The sequence below is a fragment of the Streptomyces sp. NPDC060232 genome (assembly GCF_042726555.1).
In the GTDB taxonomy this organism is placed as follows: Bacteria; Actinomycetota; Actinomycetes; order Streptomycetales; family Streptomycetaceae; genus Streptomyces.
Genome location: NZ_JBHXAG010000024.1, coordinates 23,132 through 40,299, shown reverse-complemented (window position 1 = coordinate 40,299; position 17,168 = coordinate 23,132). Strand labels below are relative to the sequence as shown.

At 72.1% G+C, this 17,168-nt stretch carries 15 protein-coding genes; 9 read left to right on the top strand and 6 right to left on the bottom strand.

The window, feature by feature from the left end:
* Positions 1-91: 91 nt before the first annotated feature.
* The 3 genes from ACFWFZ_RS28465 to ACFWFZ_RS28455 all read left to right on the top strand — a co-directional run bounded on the left by ACFWFZ_RS28465 (position 92) and on the right by ACFWFZ_RS28455 (position 3,901).
* A complete protein-coding gene (locus tag ACFWFZ_RS28465) occupies positions 92-1,876 on the top strand; it encodes a DEAD/DEAH box helicase (protein WP_356815162.1) in 1,785 nt (594 codons plus the stop codon).
* Between the two features lie 414 nt (positions 1,877-2,290).
* Complete coding sequence (locus tag ACFWFZ_RS28460; RefSeq protein WP_030662724.1) at positions 2,291-2,932, top strand: IclR family transcriptional regulator; 642 nt, start codon at positions 2,291-2,293, stop codon at positions 2,930-2,932.
* 171 nt (positions 2,933-3,103) lie between these two features.
* Positions 3,104-3,901, top strand: coding sequence for a PDZ domain-containing protein (locus ACFWFZ_RS28455; RefSeq protein ID WP_387125837.1), 798 nt, complete (start codon positions 3,104-3,106; stop codon positions 3,899-3,901).
* On the opposite strand, the gene ACFWFZ_RS28450 is transcribed toward ACFWFZ_RS28455, so the two are convergent.
* Together ACFWFZ_RS28450 and ACFWFZ_RS28445 are read right to left on the bottom strand one after the other, a co-directional pair.
* Positions 3,831-4,244 carry a hypothetical protein gene (locus ACFWFZ_RS28450; RefSeq protein WP_387125836.1) on the bottom strand — a complete coding sequence of 138 codons (414 nt, stop codon included), beginning with the start codon at positions 4,242-4,244 and terminating at the stop codon, positions 3,831-3,833. The two genes, ACFWFZ_RS28455 and ACFWFZ_RS28450, sit on opposite strands and share 71 nt — an antisense overlap.
* 61 nt (positions 4,245-4,305) lie before the next feature.
* Complete coding sequence (locus tag ACFWFZ_RS28445; RefSeq protein ID WP_387125835.1) at positions 4,306-4,788, bottom strand: Lrp/AsnC family transcriptional regulator; 483 nt, start codon at positions 4,786-4,788, stop codon at positions 4,306-4,308.
* Positions 4,789-4,929: 141 nt separating this feature from the next.
* Here ACFWFZ_RS28445 and hppD point away from each other — a divergent pair, with 141 nt between their 5' ends.
* A complete protein-coding gene (gene hppD / locus ACFWFZ_RS28440) occupies positions 4,930-6,084 on the top strand; it encodes a 4-hydroxyphenylpyruvate dioxygenase (protein ID WP_387125834.1) in 1,155 nt (384 codons plus the stop codon).
* 363 nt (positions 6,085-6,447) lie between these two features.
* Here the strand turns inward: hppD and ACFWFZ_RS28435 are convergent, their stop codons facing one another.
* The gene (locus tag ACFWFZ_RS28435) at positions 6,448-7,998 is read right to left on the bottom strand and encodes a tetratricopeptide repeat protein (RefSeq protein WP_387125833.1); all 1,551 of its coding nucleotides are present in this window, start codon (positions 7,996-7,998) and stop codon (positions 6,448-6,450) included.
* Positions 7,999-8,094: 96 nt separating this feature from the next.
* Here ACFWFZ_RS28435 and ACFWFZ_RS28430 point away from each other — a divergent pair, with 96 nt between their 5' ends.
* The gene (locus ACFWFZ_RS28430) at positions 8,095-9,477 is read left to right on the top strand and encodes an FAD-binding oxidoreductase (RefSeq protein ID WP_387125832.1); all 1,383 of its coding nucleotides are present in this window, start codon (positions 8,095-8,097) and stop codon (positions 9,475-9,477) included.
* Between the two features lie 98 nt (positions 9,478-9,575).
* Here the strand turns inward: ACFWFZ_RS28430 and ACFWFZ_RS28425 are convergent, their stop codons facing one another.
* Positions 9,576-10,055, bottom strand: a complete 480-nt coding sequence (locus tag ACFWFZ_RS28425; RefSeq protein ID WP_387125831.1) for an SsgA family sporulation/cell division regulator — start codon at positions 10,053-10,055, stop codon at positions 9,576-9,578.
* Positions 10,056-10,313: 258 nt separating this feature from the next.
* Here ACFWFZ_RS28425 and ACFWFZ_RS28420 point away from each other — a divergent pair, with 258 nt between their 5' ends.
* Positions 10,314-11,846, top strand: a complete 1,533-nt coding sequence (locus ACFWFZ_RS28420; RefSeq protein WP_387125830.1) for an RDD family protein — start codon at positions 10,314-10,316, stop codon at positions 11,844-11,846.
* Between the two features lie 214 nt (positions 11,847-12,060).
* A complete protein-coding gene (locus tag ACFWFZ_RS28415; RefSeq protein ID WP_387125829.1) occupies positions 12,061-12,789 on the top strand; it encodes an RDD family protein in 729 nt (242 codons plus the stop codon).
* A gap of 162 nt (positions 12,790-12,951) precedes the next feature.
* On the opposite strand, the gene ACFWFZ_RS28410 is transcribed toward ACFWFZ_RS28415, so the two are convergent.
* Positions 12,952-13,257 carry a hypothetical protein gene (locus ACFWFZ_RS28410; protein ID WP_387125828.1) on the bottom strand — a complete coding sequence of 102 codons (306 nt, stop codon included), beginning with the start codon at positions 13,255-13,257 and terminating at the stop codon, positions 12,952-12,954.
* Between the two features lie 449 nt (positions 13,258-13,706).
* On the opposite strand from ACFWFZ_RS28410, the gene ACFWFZ_RS28405 reads away from it, so the two are divergent.
* Positions 13,707-16,091: an immune inhibitor A domain-containing protein gene (locus ACFWFZ_RS28405; RefSeq protein WP_387125889.1), complete on the top strand. Its 2,385-nt coding sequence runs from the start codon at positions 13,707-13,709 to the stop codon at positions 16,089-16,091.
* 113 nt (positions 16,092-16,204) lie between these two features.
* The gene (locus ACFWFZ_RS28400; RefSeq protein WP_030825287.1) at positions 16,205-16,507 is read left to right on the top strand and encodes a hypothetical protein; all 303 of its coding nucleotides are present in this window, start codon (positions 16,205-16,207) and stop codon (positions 16,505-16,507) included.
* 30 nt (positions 16,508-16,537) lie between these two features.
* On the opposite strand, the gene ACFWFZ_RS28395 is transcribed toward ACFWFZ_RS28400, so the two are convergent.
* Positions 16,538-17,137, bottom strand: a complete 600-nt coding sequence (locus tag ACFWFZ_RS28395) for a nicotinamidase (RefSeq protein WP_387125827.1) — start codon at positions 17,135-17,137, stop codon at positions 16,538-16,540.
* Positions 17,138-17,168: the final 31 nt, after the last annotated feature.

Genomic DNA, 17,168 nt, shown 5'->3' with positions numbered 1-17,168 from the left:
CCCGGTAGGGTGGCCCGGTTGTCCTACGTACGACTCCTACGTACGACCGCCTGCCCCGTACCGAGTACGCCGAGAGCACGAACCGGAGACCGTGACTACTACCGCCTCCCACCACCTCTCACCCGCCTTCCCCGGCCGTGCCCCGTGGGGCACCGCCAGCAAGCTGCGCGCCTGGCAGCAGGGAGCGCTGGACCGCTATATCCAGAACCAGCCCCGGGACTTCCTCGCCGTCGCGACCCCCGGCGCAGGCAAGACCACCTTCGCCCTCACCCTCGCCTCCTGGCTGCTGCACCACCACGTCGTGCAGCAGGTGACCGTCGTCGCGCCCACCGAGCACCTGAAGAAGCAGTGGGCGGAGGCCGCGGCCCGGATAGGCATCCGGCTGGACCCCGAGTACTCGGCGGGCCCGCTCAGCAAGGACTACCACGGCGTCGCCGTCACCTACGCCGGTGTCGGCGTGCGGCCCATGCTCCACCGCAACCGCTGCGAGCAGCGCAAGACCCTGGTGATCCTCGACGAGATCCACCACGCCGGTGACTCGAAGTCCTGGGGCGAGGCCTGCCTGGAGGCGTTCGACCCGGCGACCCGCCGGCTCGCGCTGACCGGTACGCCCTTCCGCTCCGACACCAACCCCATCCCGTTCGTGACCTACGAAGAGGGCAACGACGGGATCCGGCGGTCCTCCGCCGACTACACCTACGGCTACGGCAACGCGCTCGGCGACGGCGTCGTCCGGCCGGTCATCTTCCTCTCCTACAGCGGCAACATGCGCTGGCGGACCAAGGCCGGCGACGAGATCGCCGCCCGCCTCGGCGAGCCGATGACCAAGGACGCCATCTCGCAGGCCTGGCGCACCGCCCTGGACCCGCGCGGCGACTGGATGCCGAACGTGCTGCGCGCCGCCGACCGGCGGCTCACCGAGGTCCGCAAGGGCATCCCGGACGCCGGCGGCCTCGTCATCGCCTCCGACCAGGACTCGGCGCGCGCGTACGCCAAGCTCATCCGGGAGATCACCGGGACCAGGCCGACCCTGGTGCTGTCCGACGACACCGGCGCGTCGAAGAACATCGACACCTTCAGCGCGAACGACGACCGCTGGATGGTCGCGGTCCGCATGGTGTCCGAGGGCGTCGACGTACCGCGCCTCGCGGTCGGCGTGTACGCGACGACGATCTCCACCCCGCTGTTCTTCGCACAGGCCGTCGGACGCTTCGTGCGCTCGCGCAGGCGCGGCGAGACGGCGTCCGTGTTCCTCCCGACCATCCCCTACCTCCTCGGCTTCGCCAACGAGATGGAGGTCGAGCGCGACCACGTCCTCGACAAGCCGAAGAAGCAGGGCGAGGAGGACCCGTACGCCGAGTCCGAGAAGGAGATGGACGAGGCGAACCGCCAGGAGGACGAGGACACCGGCGAGGACGAGCAGATGTCCTTCGAGGCGCTGGAGTCCGACGCCGTCTTCGACCGGGTGCTGTACGACGGCGCCGAGTTCGGCATGCAGGCGCACCCGGGAAGCGAGGAGGAGCAGGACTACCTCGGCATCCCCGGGCTGCTCGAACCGGACCAGGTGCAGATGCTGTTGCAGAAGCGGCAGTCCCGGCAGATCGCGCACAGCCGGCGCAAGCCCGACACGGAGGCGGACCTGCTGGAGCTGCCGGCCGAGCGGCGGCCCGTGGTTTCCCACAAGGAACTGCTGGAGCTGCGCAAGTCGCTCAACACGATGGTGGGCGCCTACGTCCACCAGAGCGGCAAGCCGCACGGGGTGATCCACACGGAGCTGCGCCGCGTCTGCGGCGGGCCGCCGAGCGCGGAGGCGACGGCGGGGCAGATCCGCGAGCGCATCAAGAAGGTGCAGGAATGGGCGACCCGTATGCGCTGAGTGTGCGAAGTGTGCCGAGTGTGCGCTGAGTGTGCCGAATGCGGTGAGTGCGGCGAGTGCGGTGAGTTCGGAGGTTTTGCCCGGTACGCGTGACGGGGTCCGTGCGGAGGTTCGCACGGACCCCGTGCTCGTCCCGCCGTTTCCGCGCCTGTGCGAATCGTTGTCACGAAACGACACTTGAGGCGATCAGGAAACGGCACAAACAGGTAGCACGCGCCCGGATTCTGGACGAGCCCTTCCGCTGAGCGGACCTGCTCGCTACATTCCCCGCATCGAACGCACCGTGGCAGCGCCGCCGCGGGAGCGCAGCCGGTGCAATGGCCGCTACCGGCGGCCTCTCCTGTGCGCCGCCGCGGGACCGGCGGTGTGCCACCGCGAGAGTCACCGCCGCTCACCGAAAGAGGGAGAGGCGTCGTGACCGCGGAAACCTCCCAGACTCTCGACAGAGGGCTCAGAGTCCTCAAACTGCTCGCCGACACCGACCACGGTCTGACCGTCACCGAGCTCTCCAACCGCCTCGGCGTCAACCGCACGGTGGTCTACCGGCTCCTCGCCACCCTCGAACAGCACGCCCTGGTCCGCCGTGACCTCGGCGGCCGGGCCAGGGTCGGGCTCGGGGTGCTGCGGCTGGGCCGGCAGGTGCACCCGCTGGTGCGCGAGGCGGCCCTGCCCGCGCTGCGGTCCCTCGCCGAGGACATAGGCGCCACCGCGCACCTGACCCTCGTCGACGGCACCGAGGCGCTCGCCGTCGCCGTGGTGGAGCCGACCTGGACGGACTACCACGTGGCCTACCGGGCCGGTTTCCGCCACCCCCTGGACCGCGGTGCCGCCGGGCGGGCCATTCTGGCCGCCCGTCAGGGCTCCCTCATCGAACCGGGGTACACGCTGACCCACGGCGAGCTCGAAGCGGGCGCCAGTGGGGCCGCGGCGCCGCTGGTGGGCATCAGCGGGCTGGAGGGCAGCGTCGGCGTCGTCATGCTGGCCGACGCCGTGCCGGAGCGGGTGGGGCCGCGGGTGGTGGACGCGGCGCGGGAGGTCGCCGACGCCCTTCGCTAGGCCGCGGGCCCGGCGGATCCGGGCGGGCCCGGGCCCGTACGCGTCTGCGGCGCCGTTGCCGGGGCGCCGCCCCCGGACCCCCGCGCCTCAAACGCCGGCGGGGCTGGATCGGCCGACGCCGCTGGATCGGCCGGCGGGGCTGGTGGGGGCGGGGGCGGATAGATTGGGCGGGTGCTCTCTCGTCTCACACGTCTGCCGCGTCCCGCTGCCCTGGCCGTCTGTGCCGTGCCCGTGCTCGGGCTGTTCGCCGTCGCGGCCCTCGCGCCGCTGCCCTTCGTGGTCGCCGTGCCCGGGCTCACGGCCGACGTGCTGGGGTCCGACCAGGGCAAGCCCGTCATCAGCGTCTCCGGGGCCCCGGTCAGGGACACCAGCGGACAGCTGCGGATGACCACCATCCGGGCCACCGGGCCGTCCTCGACGATGAAGCTGCACGAGCTCGTCGGCCACTGGTTCAAGACCGATCAGGCCGTCCTGCCCCGGGAGGCCGTCTACTCCTCCGGTGGAAGCGACGAGGAGATCGAGAAGCACAATCTGGAGGAAATGGCCAAGTCGCAGTCGGCCGCCGCCGACGCCGCCCTCGGCTTCCTCCACAAGGACCCCAAGGACGTGAAGGTCGACCTCAACCTCGCCGACGTCGGCGGCCCGAGCGCCGGGCTCCTCTTCTCCCTCGGCATCGTCGACAAGCTCGACGGCGACGGCAGCGGCGGCGACCTCACCGGTGGCCGCAACATCGCCGGTACGGGCACCATCACCGCCGACGGCAAGGTCGGCGCCGTCGGCGGCGTGGCCCTGAAGACGCAGGCCGCGCGCCGCGACGGGGCCAGCGTGTTCCTCGTACCGAAGGACGAATGCGCGGACGCGCAGTCGGAGCTGCCCGAGGGGCTGCAACTGGTGCCCGTCACTTCGCTGACGGATGCGGTGAACGCTCTTCGCGCGCTGAACCGGGGAGAGGCCGCCCCGTCCTGCTGACCTCCGCCTCGCGCTCCATCCCCCGCCAGGCGGGGAAGACAAGCGGTGCGAGCGTGGTGAGCAGGTACGTGCCGCCGAAAGACCAGCCCTGGTCCTGGCCGTTGGTCATCATGGCCATGACCGTGATGCCCAGCAGCAGCCGGGAGCGGGTCAGGAACGCCCAGCCCTCGGCGAGTTCGGCGCGATAGGCGGCGAACGAGACCTTGTCGGCGCCCCGTTGCGGCCCGGCGGCCGGGACTCCGCGCAGGAAGGCGCAGACGGGCAGCGCCGACACTCCGAAGGTGGCCGCGTCCAGCAGCAGTACGGTCTCGGCGCCGAACACCGCGATCAGTACGCCGGCCACGGCCGCCCCGATCATCCGGCCCCGCGCGGGACGGCGTCGTACAGGCTCGCGGCCCGGGCTTTCACTGGGGCCGGGTGTCGTCCTCCGCGGCCTGCTCCACCAGCGGGATGATCCGGAACGGCACCGGGTTCTCCATCACGATCGCCGTGGAGGCCCTGACGATCCCGTCGAAGCCGACGACACGGTCGATCACCCGCTGGAGATCGGCGTTGGACCGGGCCACCAGCCGGCACAGCATGTCCCCGTGGCCGGTGGTGGTGTGCAGCTCCAGCACCTCCGGGACCCCGTCCAGGTGCGCCCGTACGTCGGCCCCCTGCCCCTGCTTGATCTCCAGCGTGGCGAAGGCGGTCACCGGATACCCGAGCGCCGTCGGGTCGACCTGCGGGCCGAAGCCGCGGATGACCCCGTTGGACTGGAGCCGGTCCAGGCGCGCCTGGACCGTCCCGCGGGCCACGCCCAGCCGGCGCGAGGCCTCCAGCACCCCGATCCGGGGCTCGCGGGCCAGCAGGACGATGAGCCGGCCGTCGAGATCGTCGATGCCCATGGAAGCCTCCGCGTGCCCACGCATGCTCGTGGGTGGTCATAGTGCACAGATGTTTCAACCATGCTCCGGCGATGCTGTGCAGTTTGTACAGTCATTCAGGAAACTATTGCGCAGCTTGTGGATCGGCGGGACTCTGCGCTCATGACTGAGTCTCTGGCGAACCTCGAAACCACCCCGCACACCGCGCGTGAGGCAGACCCCTTCCCGGTGAAGGGCATGGACGCGGTCGTCTTCGCCGTCGGCAACGCCAAGCAGGCCGCGCACTACTACTCGACCGCCTTCGGCATGAAGCTCGTCGCCTACTGCGGACCGGAGAACGGCAGCCGCGAGACGGCCAGCTACGTCCTGACCAACGGCTCCGCCCGCTTCGTGCTGACCTCGGTCATCAAGGCGACGACCGACCACGGCCGCTTCCTCGCCGAGCACGTCACCGAGCACGGCGACGGCGTGATCGACCTCGCCATCGAGGTCCCCGACGTCCGCGCGGCCTACGCGTACGCCGTCGAGCAGGGCGCCCGCGGCCTGGACGAGCCGTACGAGGTCAAGGACGAGCACGGCACGGTCGTACTGGCCGCCATCGCGACCTACGGCCAGACCCGCCACACCCTGGTCGAGCGCGGCGACTACACCGGCCCCTACCTGCCGGGCTACGTCGCCGCCCCGCCGATGGTCGAGCCCCCGGCCAAGCGCACCTTCCAGGCCATCGACCACTGCGTCGGCAACGTGGAACTCGGCCGCATGAACGAGTGGGTCGCCTTCTACAACAAGGTCATGGGCTTCACGAACATGAAGGAGTTCGTGGGCGACGACATCGCGACCGAGTACTCGGCGCTGATGTCCAAGGTGGTCGCGGACGGCACCAAGAAGGTCAAGTTCCCGATCAACGAGCCGGCGATCGCGAAGAAGAAGTCGCAGATCGACGAGTACCTGGAGTTCTACAACGGCCCCGGTGTCCAGCACATCGCGCTGGCCTCGAACGACATCGTCTCCACGGTCCGCTCGATGCGCGCGGCGGGCGTCCAGTTCCTCTCCGTCCCGGACACCTACTACGACACGCTCGGCGAGTGGGTCGGCGACACCCGCGTGCCGATCGACGAACTGCGCGAGCTGAAGATCCTCGCCGACCGCGACGAGGACGGCTACCTGCTGCAGATCTTCACCAAGCCGGTGCAGGACCGCCCGACGGTCTTCTTCGAGATCATCGAGCGCCACGGCTCGATGGGCTTCGGCAAGGGCAACTTCAAGGCGCTGTTCGAGGCCATCGAGCGCGAGCAGGAGAAGCGCGGCAACCTCTGAGTCGCGCACGTACCTACAGGCCCCCGGCCCGCGCCGGGGGCCTCGGGCTGCCGTCGGCCCCGGTGCGCGGGCCCGGACACGCCGCCGTGTGGTGCCCTCCGGAGGGGAGTGGGCCAACACGCGGCGCCCGTCCCACCCGCGCACCGGGCCGCATGGTCGGCTGCGCCGCGCCGTGCGATGGAGCTGTGCCCGCCGCGCAGGGTGGCGGAGACCGCCGGGCCCGCCGGGCCGCACCGGCCCTCGCCGCTGCTGCCGCCGCCGCAGGCGTCGCGCCTCGCCGCAGAGCGGGGCGATCCGGCATGCGCGGCGCCGGGTGCCGGGGCACGGGCCTCCCGGTGGCCGGGCCGCAGGGCCTCCGGCCCGTCAGCGGGCGGCCGGTGACGGCTTCTGCGAAGGCGCCGCCGCGCTCGGCTTCGCCTGCGGCCTGGCCGCCGCGGGCTTCGGCTTCGGTGTCGGCTTGGGGTTCGGCTTCGGGAGCTCCGGCTCGACCCACGGCTCCACCGGCTGCAGGTGCTCCGGCCCGCCCGGCGGCGGCTGGCCGATCGCCGCCAGCGCCTCCTTCGCCAGAGGCCCCCGCACCGGCGAGAAGTAAGGATTCGTCCGCAGCGCCTCCTGCAGGTGCCGCCGCGCCCCCGCCTCGTCGCCCAGGGCCTGCTCGATCATCGCCCGGTGGTAGGCGAAGTCGGCGCTGCGCAGCCCCGGCTCCGTCGCCTTCTTCGCGTACTCCAGCGCCGCCGTGTGATCACCCGCCCGGTGCAGCGCCCACCCCAGCGCGTCCGCCGCCTGCATGCTCTTGTGCCGCTCCCACTCCTGCGACAACCGCCGCACCGCCGCCGCCGGATCCCCGTGGTCCGCCTCGTACAGGCCCAGGACCACGTCGGCGTCCACGCCGTTCGCGCTGTCGCGGACCGCCATCGTCGCCAGCGCGTCGTACTGCGCGCGCGCCTCCTGATCCCGGCCCAGCGACTCCAGCAGCTCGCCCAGCTCCCGGGCCAGCTGCGGCACCGGGGTCCGCCCCAGCGCCATCCGGTAGTCCCGCACCGCCTCCCCGCCGCGCCCCAGCGCCGCCAGCGCGCGCGCCCGGCCCGCCAGGGCCTCCGCCTGTGCCGGATCAGTCCGCAGCGCCCCCTCGTACTGCCGCAGCGCCTCCGCCGGGTCACCCCGCTCCCAGGACAGCTCCCCGAGCCGGAACAGCGCGTACGCCTTCTCGGCGGGAGCCTTCGCCGCGGCCGCCGCGGACTCCATCGACACCACCGCGTCCTCGCGCCAGCCGCGGTCCCGGTAGACCTGCGAGGCCCTGATGTGCGCCACCAGCCCCGGCCGCAGCTCCAGCAGCAGCTCCATCGCCTTCTGCGCGCCCTTGTAGTCGCCGAGCCCCGTGTACGCGTCCACCAGCACCGGGTACGCCGACCACTGCTTCGGCGCCTGCGCCCGTACCAGCTCGCCCCACTTCCGGGCGGTCCCGAAGTCCCGCCGGGCATTGGCCAGCGCGCCCATGCCCGTCATCGCCTCCAGGTTGCCCTTCTCCGCCGGGCGCACCTCCAGCGACCGCTTCAGGGCCTTCTCCGCCTTCGGGTACCAGGCCGAGTCCGCGGTCCGCCGCGCCTGTTCGAGGTAGGCGGAGCCCAGGACGGCCCACGAGGCGTCGTCGTCGGCGTGCGACGCCACCCACTTCTCCCGGTCCGCCACCAGCGCCACCACATCCGTCGCCGAAGCGGGCGCACCCATCCCCACCGCCGCGGCGGCGCGTTCGCTCGGCCCCGGCGGGCGCGCGTCGTCACCGGTCCGGGCCGGGCGGATCAACAGGGCCCCGGCGATCAGGACCACCGCCACCCCGGCGGCCACGAGCGTCTTGCGGCCGGTGAAGGTCACGGGCGGCGCCGGCGTCTGCGAATCCTCGTCGATACGGTCCATGGGGTCACTGTGCGTCAATATGAAGAGCAGGCCGGGGTGTCTGAAGACGTGCGCGGGCGTGTTCACACCGATGGCCCCGGCTGCCACGCTGGCCCCATGGAAGATGACCTCTCCGCACGTCTGCGAGCGAGCCTCCTCGAAGGGCTCCCCGCCGACGCCCTCCTCACCGACCCCCAGGTGACCGCCTCCTACGCCACCGACATGGCCAGCTTCTGCGCTGCCGGCACCCCGGCGGCCGTCGTCCTTCCCCGGACCGTCGAACAGGTCCAGCACGTCATGCGCACCGCCACCGCCCTGCGGATCCCCGTGGTCCCACAGGGCGCCCGGACGGGCCTGTCGGGCGGCGCCAACGCCACCGACGGCTGCATCGTGCTGTCCCTGGTGAAGATGGACCGGATCCTGGAGATCAGCGCCGTCGACCGGATCGCCGTCGTCGAGCCGGGCGTCGTCAACGCCGTCCTCTCACGGGCCGTCGCCGAACGGGGCCTGTACTACCCGCCCGACCCCTCCAGCTGGGAGCAGTGCACCATCGGCGGCAACATCGGCACCGCCTCGGGCGGCCTGTGCTGCGTCAAGTACGGAGTCACCGCCGAATACGTCCTCGGCCTCGATGTCGTCCTCGCCGACGGGCGCCTGCTGCGCACGGGCCGGCGCACCGCCAAGGGCGTCGCCGGATATGACCTCACCCGGCTCTTCGTCGGCTCCGAGGGCAGCCTCGGGATCGTCGTACAGGCCGTCCTCGCCCTCAGGCCGGCGCCGCCCCGGCAACTGGTCCTGGCTGCCGAGTTCCCCTCCGTCACAGCCGCCTGCGAGGCCGTCTGCGCCGTCATGGAGGCCGGGCTGACCCCCTCGCTGCTGGAGCTGATGGACCGTACGACCGTCCACGCCGTCAACGCCCTCGGCAGGATGGGCCTGCCCGAGGCCACCGAGGCGCTGCTGCTCGCCGCCTTCGACACCCCGCACGCCCCCGAGGACCTCACCGCCGTGGGGGAGCTGTGCACGGCCGCCGGAGCCACCGCCGTCGTGCCCGCCGAGGACGAGGCGGAGTCGGAACTGCTGCTCCAGGCCCGCCGGATGGCCTTCCCCGCGCTGGAGGCGCTCCGGCCCGCCACGATGATCGACGACGTGTGCGTGCCGCGCTCCCGGCTCGGGGAGATGCTCGACGGTACCGCCGCCATCGCCCGCGCCCAGGGCCTCCTCATCGGCGTCTGCGCGCACGCCGGCGACGGCAACACCCACCCGATCGTCTGCTTCGACCCCGCCGACGAGGACGAGACGCGGCGGGCCCGGGAGTCCTTCGGCGAGATCATGGGACTCGGCCTCTCCCTCGGCGGGACGATCACCGGCGAACACGGCGTCGGCGTGCTCAAGAAGGAATGGCTCGCCCGTGAACTCGGCCCGGTCGCAATGGAGATGCAGCGCGCCGTCAAGCAGGCTTTCGATCCACTGGCGCTCCTCAACCCCGGCAAGCTCTTCTGACCGTACGAGGCGCAGGCCGCTCGGGTTCCGCAGGGCGCGCGGGATCCGGCGCCCGCGCGGATTGCGGGGACCGCGCGGCGTCCGGGGGCCGTTCGCCATCACAGGTCCCCGTCCGCCGACTCGTCCGACGGCCACGGGTCGCGCAGCCACAGGTCGTCGGCCGGGGTCGGAGTGAGCAGCTCCGCCAGCGCCGCGTCCAGGCCGAGGCGCTCGGACTCGGTGCCGGGCGGGACGACGCGCAGGGTTCGCTCCAACCAGGCCGACACGGACAGGGCCGGGGCCTCCAGGAGGGCGTCGCCGTCGGGGGAGCTGAGCGCCATGCAGAGTACGGCGTCGTTGTCGACCTTCGTGGGCCAGATCCGGACGTCGCCGTGACCGCACGGGCGGAACACGCCCTCCACGAGCAGCTCGCGGGCGAAGGTCCAGTAGACCGGGGTGTCCGAGCCGGTGTGGAAGGTGATGTGGACGGCGAACGGGTCTTCCGTGAGGTAGAGCAGGCGCGCGGGGACGGGGATGCTGCGCTCGGGTGACAGGACCAGCTTCAGTTCCAGCTCGCGCTCGATGACGGGGTGGTGCATGACTGCCTCACTTCGGTTCGGTGCGTGGGGCCGGAAGGCGCCCCACACCCGCAGAGAGCTCCCATGTGCCCGGGTATGACGCGACTTTCGACGGCGAACGCGAAATTGGCCGGATCCTGTCGGCTGACCGAAAACCGTCGTGTGGAGTGACGTTCGCTCAATGGCTTGGATTCTCCCGTTACCGGACCTGCCGGCCCACGGTTCTTGGCTATGGTCCTCCCCTTGCACAAGCCTCAAGCCACGATCGGAGTTGGGGACATGACGGCCTCCCCTGGTGACGGCGAGCACGCGGCCCGCGAGGGCTACTACCCGGATCCGTCCATCCCGGGGTACATCCGGTACTGGAACGGCGCGGCCTGGGTCCCCGGTACGAGCCGCCCTGCCCCGGCGGCGCCCGCACCCGCGCCCGTCCCCGCGCCCGTCCCCGTTCCGGCACCCACGCCTGTTCCCGCGCCCGTCGCCGCGCCCGCGCCCGTCCCCGCTCCGGTCCGCCCGCTCGCCGCCCAGGTTCCCGTCGCCGCGCCCGCCGTCCGCGCCGACGAGACGGGGCCGGTGTTCCTGGACGAGACCTCCGCGACCGAGGCGCTCCCGGAGCCCGCGCCGGCGCCGGAGGCCGCGGCCGCGGCCGGGCCGGCCCCGGCGGTGTGGCAGGCCGACCCCGTCCACCAGGCCGGCTTCGGCGGGCCCCGCGACCGCCGGGTGTCGTGGGGCAGCCCGCAGGAGGCCGATCCGCAGCCCGCGCCCGCGCCCGCGCCGGCCTCCGCGCCCGCCCCTGCTCCCACCCCCGAGCCCGGGCAGCCGTCGGCCCGGCCCGCGGGGATCTCCCTGGCCCGTACGCCGTCCGCCGCGGCGGCGCCCGCCAGACTGCCCGCGCCGTCCTCCGCGGGCATCCTGTCGGCGCGCTCCCCGGCCGCCCCGGCGGTCCCGGCCGCCCCCGCATGGCCCGACGCCCCCGGAGCGGGCGGCCCCGGCCCTTCCGGGCTCACCTCCTCCTGGCCCGAGGCGGCCCCCGCACCCGCCCCGTCTCCCGCCCCTGCCCCTACCCCCGCCCCGGCCCCGGCCCCGGCCCCTGCTCCGGCCCCCGCCCCGGCCGAGCCCGTACGCCGTGAGCCGCAGCTCGCCGCGCCCGCCCGGCCCGAGGTGTGGGAACCCCGGCCCGCGGGAGTCCGCCCGAAGGCTGCGCAGCCCGCCGCGGACGCCGCCCCCGCGGAGGAGCCGGGGGCCGGCGGCTGGGAGCCGCGCGGATCCGAGGAGGCCCGCGCGGGCGCCCGTACCGGCCGATCCGGCACGCCCCGGGAGGTCTTCGAGCGGATGGCGGAACGGGCCGTGCGCCCCGCCGGGCTGGTGCGCCGTAGCCTCGCCCGGGCCCTGGACTCCCTCGTGTTCGGCGCCGTGGCCGCCGCCGTCGCCCGACCCCTCCTGCCCGGCGCCACCGCCCACGTCCAGGCCAAGGTCGACGCGGCACGGGCGAGCGGCCGCACCACCACCGTCTGGCTGCTCGACTCGACCATGGCCGGCAGCCTCGGCATGGTCTTCGGAGCCGTCCTCCTCTTCGGCCTCTTCTACGAGGTGCTGCCCACCGCCCGCTGGGGCCGCACCCCGGGCAAGAAGCTGCTGGGCGTCCGCGTGCTGGCCACCGCCACCCTGCGCCCGCCGTCCTTCGGCGCCGCCCTGCGGCGCTGGCTCGTGTACGCCCTTCTGGGCCTGCCCGGCAGCCTGTGGTGCCTCGTGGACCGCCCGCGCCGCCAGGCCTGGCACGACAAGGCGGCCAGGACGTACGTGGCCCGCTAGGGTCTGTATCGAGATGCTCCACGGGGCAACTCGATACAGACCCTAGTGCCGCGTCAGGCAACGTTCGCCTTGTCGCGACGCCCGGCACGCACTCTCGTGGGACGTCGACGACAGGACCCAGGGGGGCGTCCGGGGGGTGCCGGCGGATCCAGGCCGGGCCACGAACGGACGCGGTCCCGTTGCGGGGGCGGCGGACCCGGGTTCGACTCGGGCCATGAGTACCGATCAGCCGCCGCCGGGCCAGCCGCCCGAGGAAGACCCGTTCCGAAAGAAGCCCGAGGAACCGACGCCTCCGTCGGGCGGTTCACCGTACGGCCCGCCACCCCCCGGAAGCGGCGGCCCGCCGCCCCCGGGCGGCCCGGGCCCCGGCGGCGGGGGATACCCGCCCCCTCCGCCCCCGTACGGCGGCGGAGGCGACCCGTACGGAGGTGGCGGCGGCTACGGCATGCCCGACCCGCTGGCCGGCATGCCCCCGCTCGCCGACTTCGGCAAGCGGCTCGCCGCCCGCGTCATCGACGTGTTGATCGTCGCCGTCCCGCTGTTCCTGATCCAACTGGCGTTCGGCACGAACCGCTACACGGTCCAGACCGACCGGGGTGAGGACGTCAGCGAGGTCTTCACCAAGTCGTACAGCGGCAGCGGTCTGTTGATGACCCTGATCTCGATCGTCGCCTACCTCGGCTACGACTGGTGGTTCACCAAGAAGGACGGCCGGACGGTGGGCAAGAAGGCGATGGGCCTGCGCGTCGCCATGCTCAACGACGGCACCGTGCCGAACTCCGGCGCGTCCCTGACCCGGGCCGCCGTGCTCTGGCTGCCGACGCTGATCTGCTGCTTCTGCCTGTGGCCGATCGCGCTGGTCGTCTCGATCCTTGTCGACAAGCCGTACAAGCAGGGCCTGCACGACAAGGCGGCCAAGACCGTGGTGGTCCAGTCGACCTGAGCGACCTGAGCGACCTGAGCGACCTGAGCGGCCTGGACGGCCCGGCCCCGGCGGACCGCACGCCCACGCCCCCACGCGCCCAGCGCACGCCTGCGACGCGGGCGGCCTCCCCCCGAGGGAGGCCGCCCGCGTCGCGTCGTGCACCCGCCGAAGGGCGAAGTGTCAGTGATGGACCGGGTGTTCGGCCGACGTCGGCCGCGGGTCGGGCACCCGGGCGTCCGTCGTCGCCCCCGCGGCGGACGCGGGGGACGCGGTTGCCGCGCCGGCACCCGTACGCGCCGCGTGGCGGCCGCGGCGCCTGGGGGCGGGCACGGTGAGGGCGACGAGCAGGCCCAGGGCGAGCGCGGCGGCGGAGATGACCGCGACGCCGAGCCCGGTGCTCGTCTGCGAGAGCAGCAGCATGGCGATCGTCGACACGATGACCGTGGCGGACCCGTACGCGAGCTGTGCGGCAGTCGGACGCGGCATGGCGATATCCGTCCTCGGTGAGGGGGAGGGGGAGTCGGCTCAACCAACGTCGCGCGTCAAGTGACTCCATGACGGGATGCCCGGGCGGAGCCGCCGGTAAGCGTGACCTAACACACGGTGCCGGAGCACAGGGGGCGCACGGAGTCATTCTTTCGCGCCCGGGTAGGGGAGAAAGGGGGACGGTACGGACCCGTATCGGGGTCGGGAAGCGCCCTTCGCCCTATATGGCAGCGGAACGTCCGGATAGCGGAACTCCCTGACCGCATAGTGCAGTTGTAAGGTTCAAGTCAAGGTCTGTCTTTTCTTGCGTCTCTCCGGTCAAATGTCGTCACTTGAGACGCGCGCCGCGCGGAACCCCCCGCTCCTATGGAGAAGTTCCGAACTCAGACGTTGCGGCCGCGGGAGGGGAACGACATCAAGTGACCAGCAATTCCGCCAGACGGCGTGCGATGCGCGCTGCCGCCGTCACCGTGACCATGGCCGCATGTGCGACCAGTGCAACCTTCTTCACCGTCACCGCGGCCCAGGCCGAGGGCAAGGCCCCGGCCGCCCCGGTGGCCGACCGGCAGGACCCGACCACTCCTGCCAAGGTCGTCGAGCACGACCTCAAGGGCCCGTTCAGCGAGCAGCAGGCCCAGCAGCGCAAGGCCGCCCTGGACCAGGTCCTCCAGGGCAAGAAGGGCGTCGAGCAGCGCGGCGCCTCCAAGGTCGTCAAGCTGGACGACAAGAAGTACGTCGAGCTCGGCCGCGAGAAGACCGACAAGATCTTCACGATCCTCGTCGAGTTCGGCGACCAGGTCGACAACACGACCATGCACGACCCCGACGGCCCCGGCCCCAAGCCGGCCGTTCCGAAGTACGGCGGCACCCCCGGTCCGCTGCACAACACCATCGCGCAGCCCGACCGCGCGAAGGACAACAGCACGGCCTGGCGCGCGGACTTCAGCCGTCAGCACTTCCAGGACCTGTACTTCGCCACCGGCGAGGGCAAGCACTCCCTGAAGACGTACTACGAGAAGACCTCCTCGGGCCGCTACTCGGTCGAGGGCGAGGTCTCCGACTGGGTCAAGGTCCCGTACAACGAGGCCCGTTACGGCTCCAACTTCTGCGGCCAGTCCAACTGCTCCAACGTCTGGGACACCGTCAAGGACGGCGTCACGGCGTGGGTCGAGGCGCAGAAGAAGGCCGGGAAGACCGACGCCGAGATCAAGGCGAAGCTGGCTCAGTACGACCAGTGGGACCGCTACGACTTCGACGGCGACGGCAACTTCAACGAGCCCGACGGCTACATCGACCACTTCCAGATCGTCCACGCGGGCGAGGACGAGTCGGCCGGCGGCGGCGTGCAGGGCCCCGACGCCCTGTGGGCGCACCGCTGGTACGCCTACGGCACCGCCGCGGGCAAGACCGGCCCGGACAACAACAAGGCCGGCGGCACCCAGATCGGCAACTCCGGCATCTGGGTCGGCGACTACACCATGCAGCCCGAGAACGGCGGCCTCGGTGTCTTCGCCCACGAGTACGGCCACGACCTCGGCCTGCCCGACCTCTACGACACCTCCGGTGGCGGCGAGAACGGCGTCGGCTTCTGGTCCCTGATGTCGGCCGGCTCCTGGCTCGGCACCGGCAAGGACTCCATAGGCGACATGCCGGGCGACATGACCGCCTGGGACAAGCTCCAGCTGGGCTGGCTGAACTACGACACGGCCAAGGCCGCGACGAAGTCCACCCACAAGCTCGGTGTGTCGGCGTTCAACACCAAGGACAAGCAGGCCCTGGTCGTCGAGCTGCCGAAGAAGAAGGTCCAGACGGACATCGTCGCGCCCGCCGAGGGCTCCACCCAGTGGTGGAGCGGCATGGGTGACGACCTCAAGAACACCCTGACCCGCTCCGTCGACCTGACGGGCAAGTCGTCCGCCGCCCTGTCCCTCAAGGGCTGGTGGGACATCGAGGCCGACTACGACTACCTCTACACCGAGGTGTCCACGGACGGCGGCGCCACCTGGACCGCCCTCGCCGGCACCGCCGACGGCACGGCCATCCCGGCCGACGCCTCCGGCAGCCCGTCGCTCACCGGTGTCTCGGGTGCCTGGAAGAACCTCAACTTCCCGCTCGACGCCTACGCGGGCAAGAAGGTCGACCTCCGCTTCCGCTACCAGACGGACGGCGGCGCGGGCGGCAAGGGCTTCACGGGCGATGCCCTCACCATCACCGCGGACGGCTCCGCGCTGTTCACCGACGGCGCCGAGAACGGCGACAACGGCTGGACCGGCAAGGGCTTCTCGCGGATCGGCGCCGGCTTCACCAAGGAGTACGCGCAGTACTACCTGGCCGAGAACCGCCGCTACGTGTCGTACGACTCCACCCTCAAGGTGGGCCCGTACAACTTCGGCTTCGGCAACACCAAGCCGGACTGGGTCGAGCACTACCCGTACCAGGACGGTCTGCTGATCTGGCAGTGGGACACCTCCCAGAAGGACAACAACACCAGCCAGCACCCGGGCCAGGGTCTGATCCTGCCGATCGACGCCAACGCCAAGCCCATGAAGTGGTCGGACGGCACCCTGCTGCGCAACAAGATCCAGCCGTACGACGCCACCTTCAGCGCGTACTCCACGGACGCGTTCACGCTGCACAAGAACGGCGAGTCGCTGTTCCTGAAGCCGAAGCCCACGAACCTGGTCTTCGACGACCGCAACCCGGGCAAGTACTACTCCGAGGAGAACCCGACCGGATCGGTGAAGGTCACTGACACCAACACCAAGATCAAGATCGTGAAGGAGACCTACGACGGTGAGGTCATGACCGTCGAGGTTGGCCCCTCGAAGAGGTAATTCGGTAAAATCGCAGGTCAAAGCATGATCGGCCGTCGCCCTCTAGCGGGCGGCGGCCGATCGCGTTTAGATGCCCCGGTACGAGGTTCTTATTGACGGGGGAGATGACAGCCATGCCCGGTGGAGGTTTCGTCAGATTGCCAGGCGGCAGCGTGGTCGTTGCGCTCACGCTGCCGCGGCCGTCCGGTGAGGGCGGAAATGTCCGCGTGCTGGTGCACGCCGCGAACCGGGCCCGCGCCCTGACCAGGCTGCGGAACCTCGGGATGCGGGCCGTGTACCTGCGGGGCAACGCCCAGCCGCCCACACCCGACGAGGTGACGGCCGTCCTGCACCATCCGGACGGCCTGCTGTGGCGCGGCGCACCCGACCGCGCCCAGGAGCTCTGGCACCCCATCCGGGCCCTGCTGGGCACCTGAGGGGGCGGCAGCGGGCCCCGGCCGCGTTCTCTAGGCCCGGGGCCCGGCCGTGCCCACGAGGGTCACGCCGGCCGCGCGGAGCTCCTCCAGGGCCCGCTCGGTGGTGTGCGGGGCCACGGCCGCCGTCAGGTCCAGCAGGACGCGCGTGGTGAAGCCGGCGCGGGCGGCGTCGAGGGCGGTGGCCTTCACGCAGTGGTCGGTGGCGATGCCCACCACGTCGACCTCGCCGACGTGCCGCTCCCGCAGCCAGGCGGCGAGGCCCTCGCCGTTCTCGTCCGCGCCCTCGAAGCCGCTGTACGCGGCCTCGTAGGCGCCCTTGTCGAAGACCGCGGCGACCGAACCCGAGGCCACGGCGGGCGCGAAGTTCGGGTGGAAGCCGACCCCCTCCGTGCCGGCCACGCAGTGCACCGGCCAGGAGGTCTCGTAGTCCGGCTCGGCCGGCGGGTGCGCGAAGTGCGCCCCCGGGTCGATGTGGTGGTCGCGGGTGGCGACGACGTGCCGGTACCCGGCGGTCGCCTGCCCGATCAGCTCGGTGATGGCGGCGGCGACGTCGGCTCCGCCCGTGACCGCGAGGCTGCCGCCCTCGCAGAAGTCGTTCTGTACGTCGACGACGATCAGTGCGCGGTGCATTTCGCGTGCCCTTCGGCTTGATGGTGTGCTG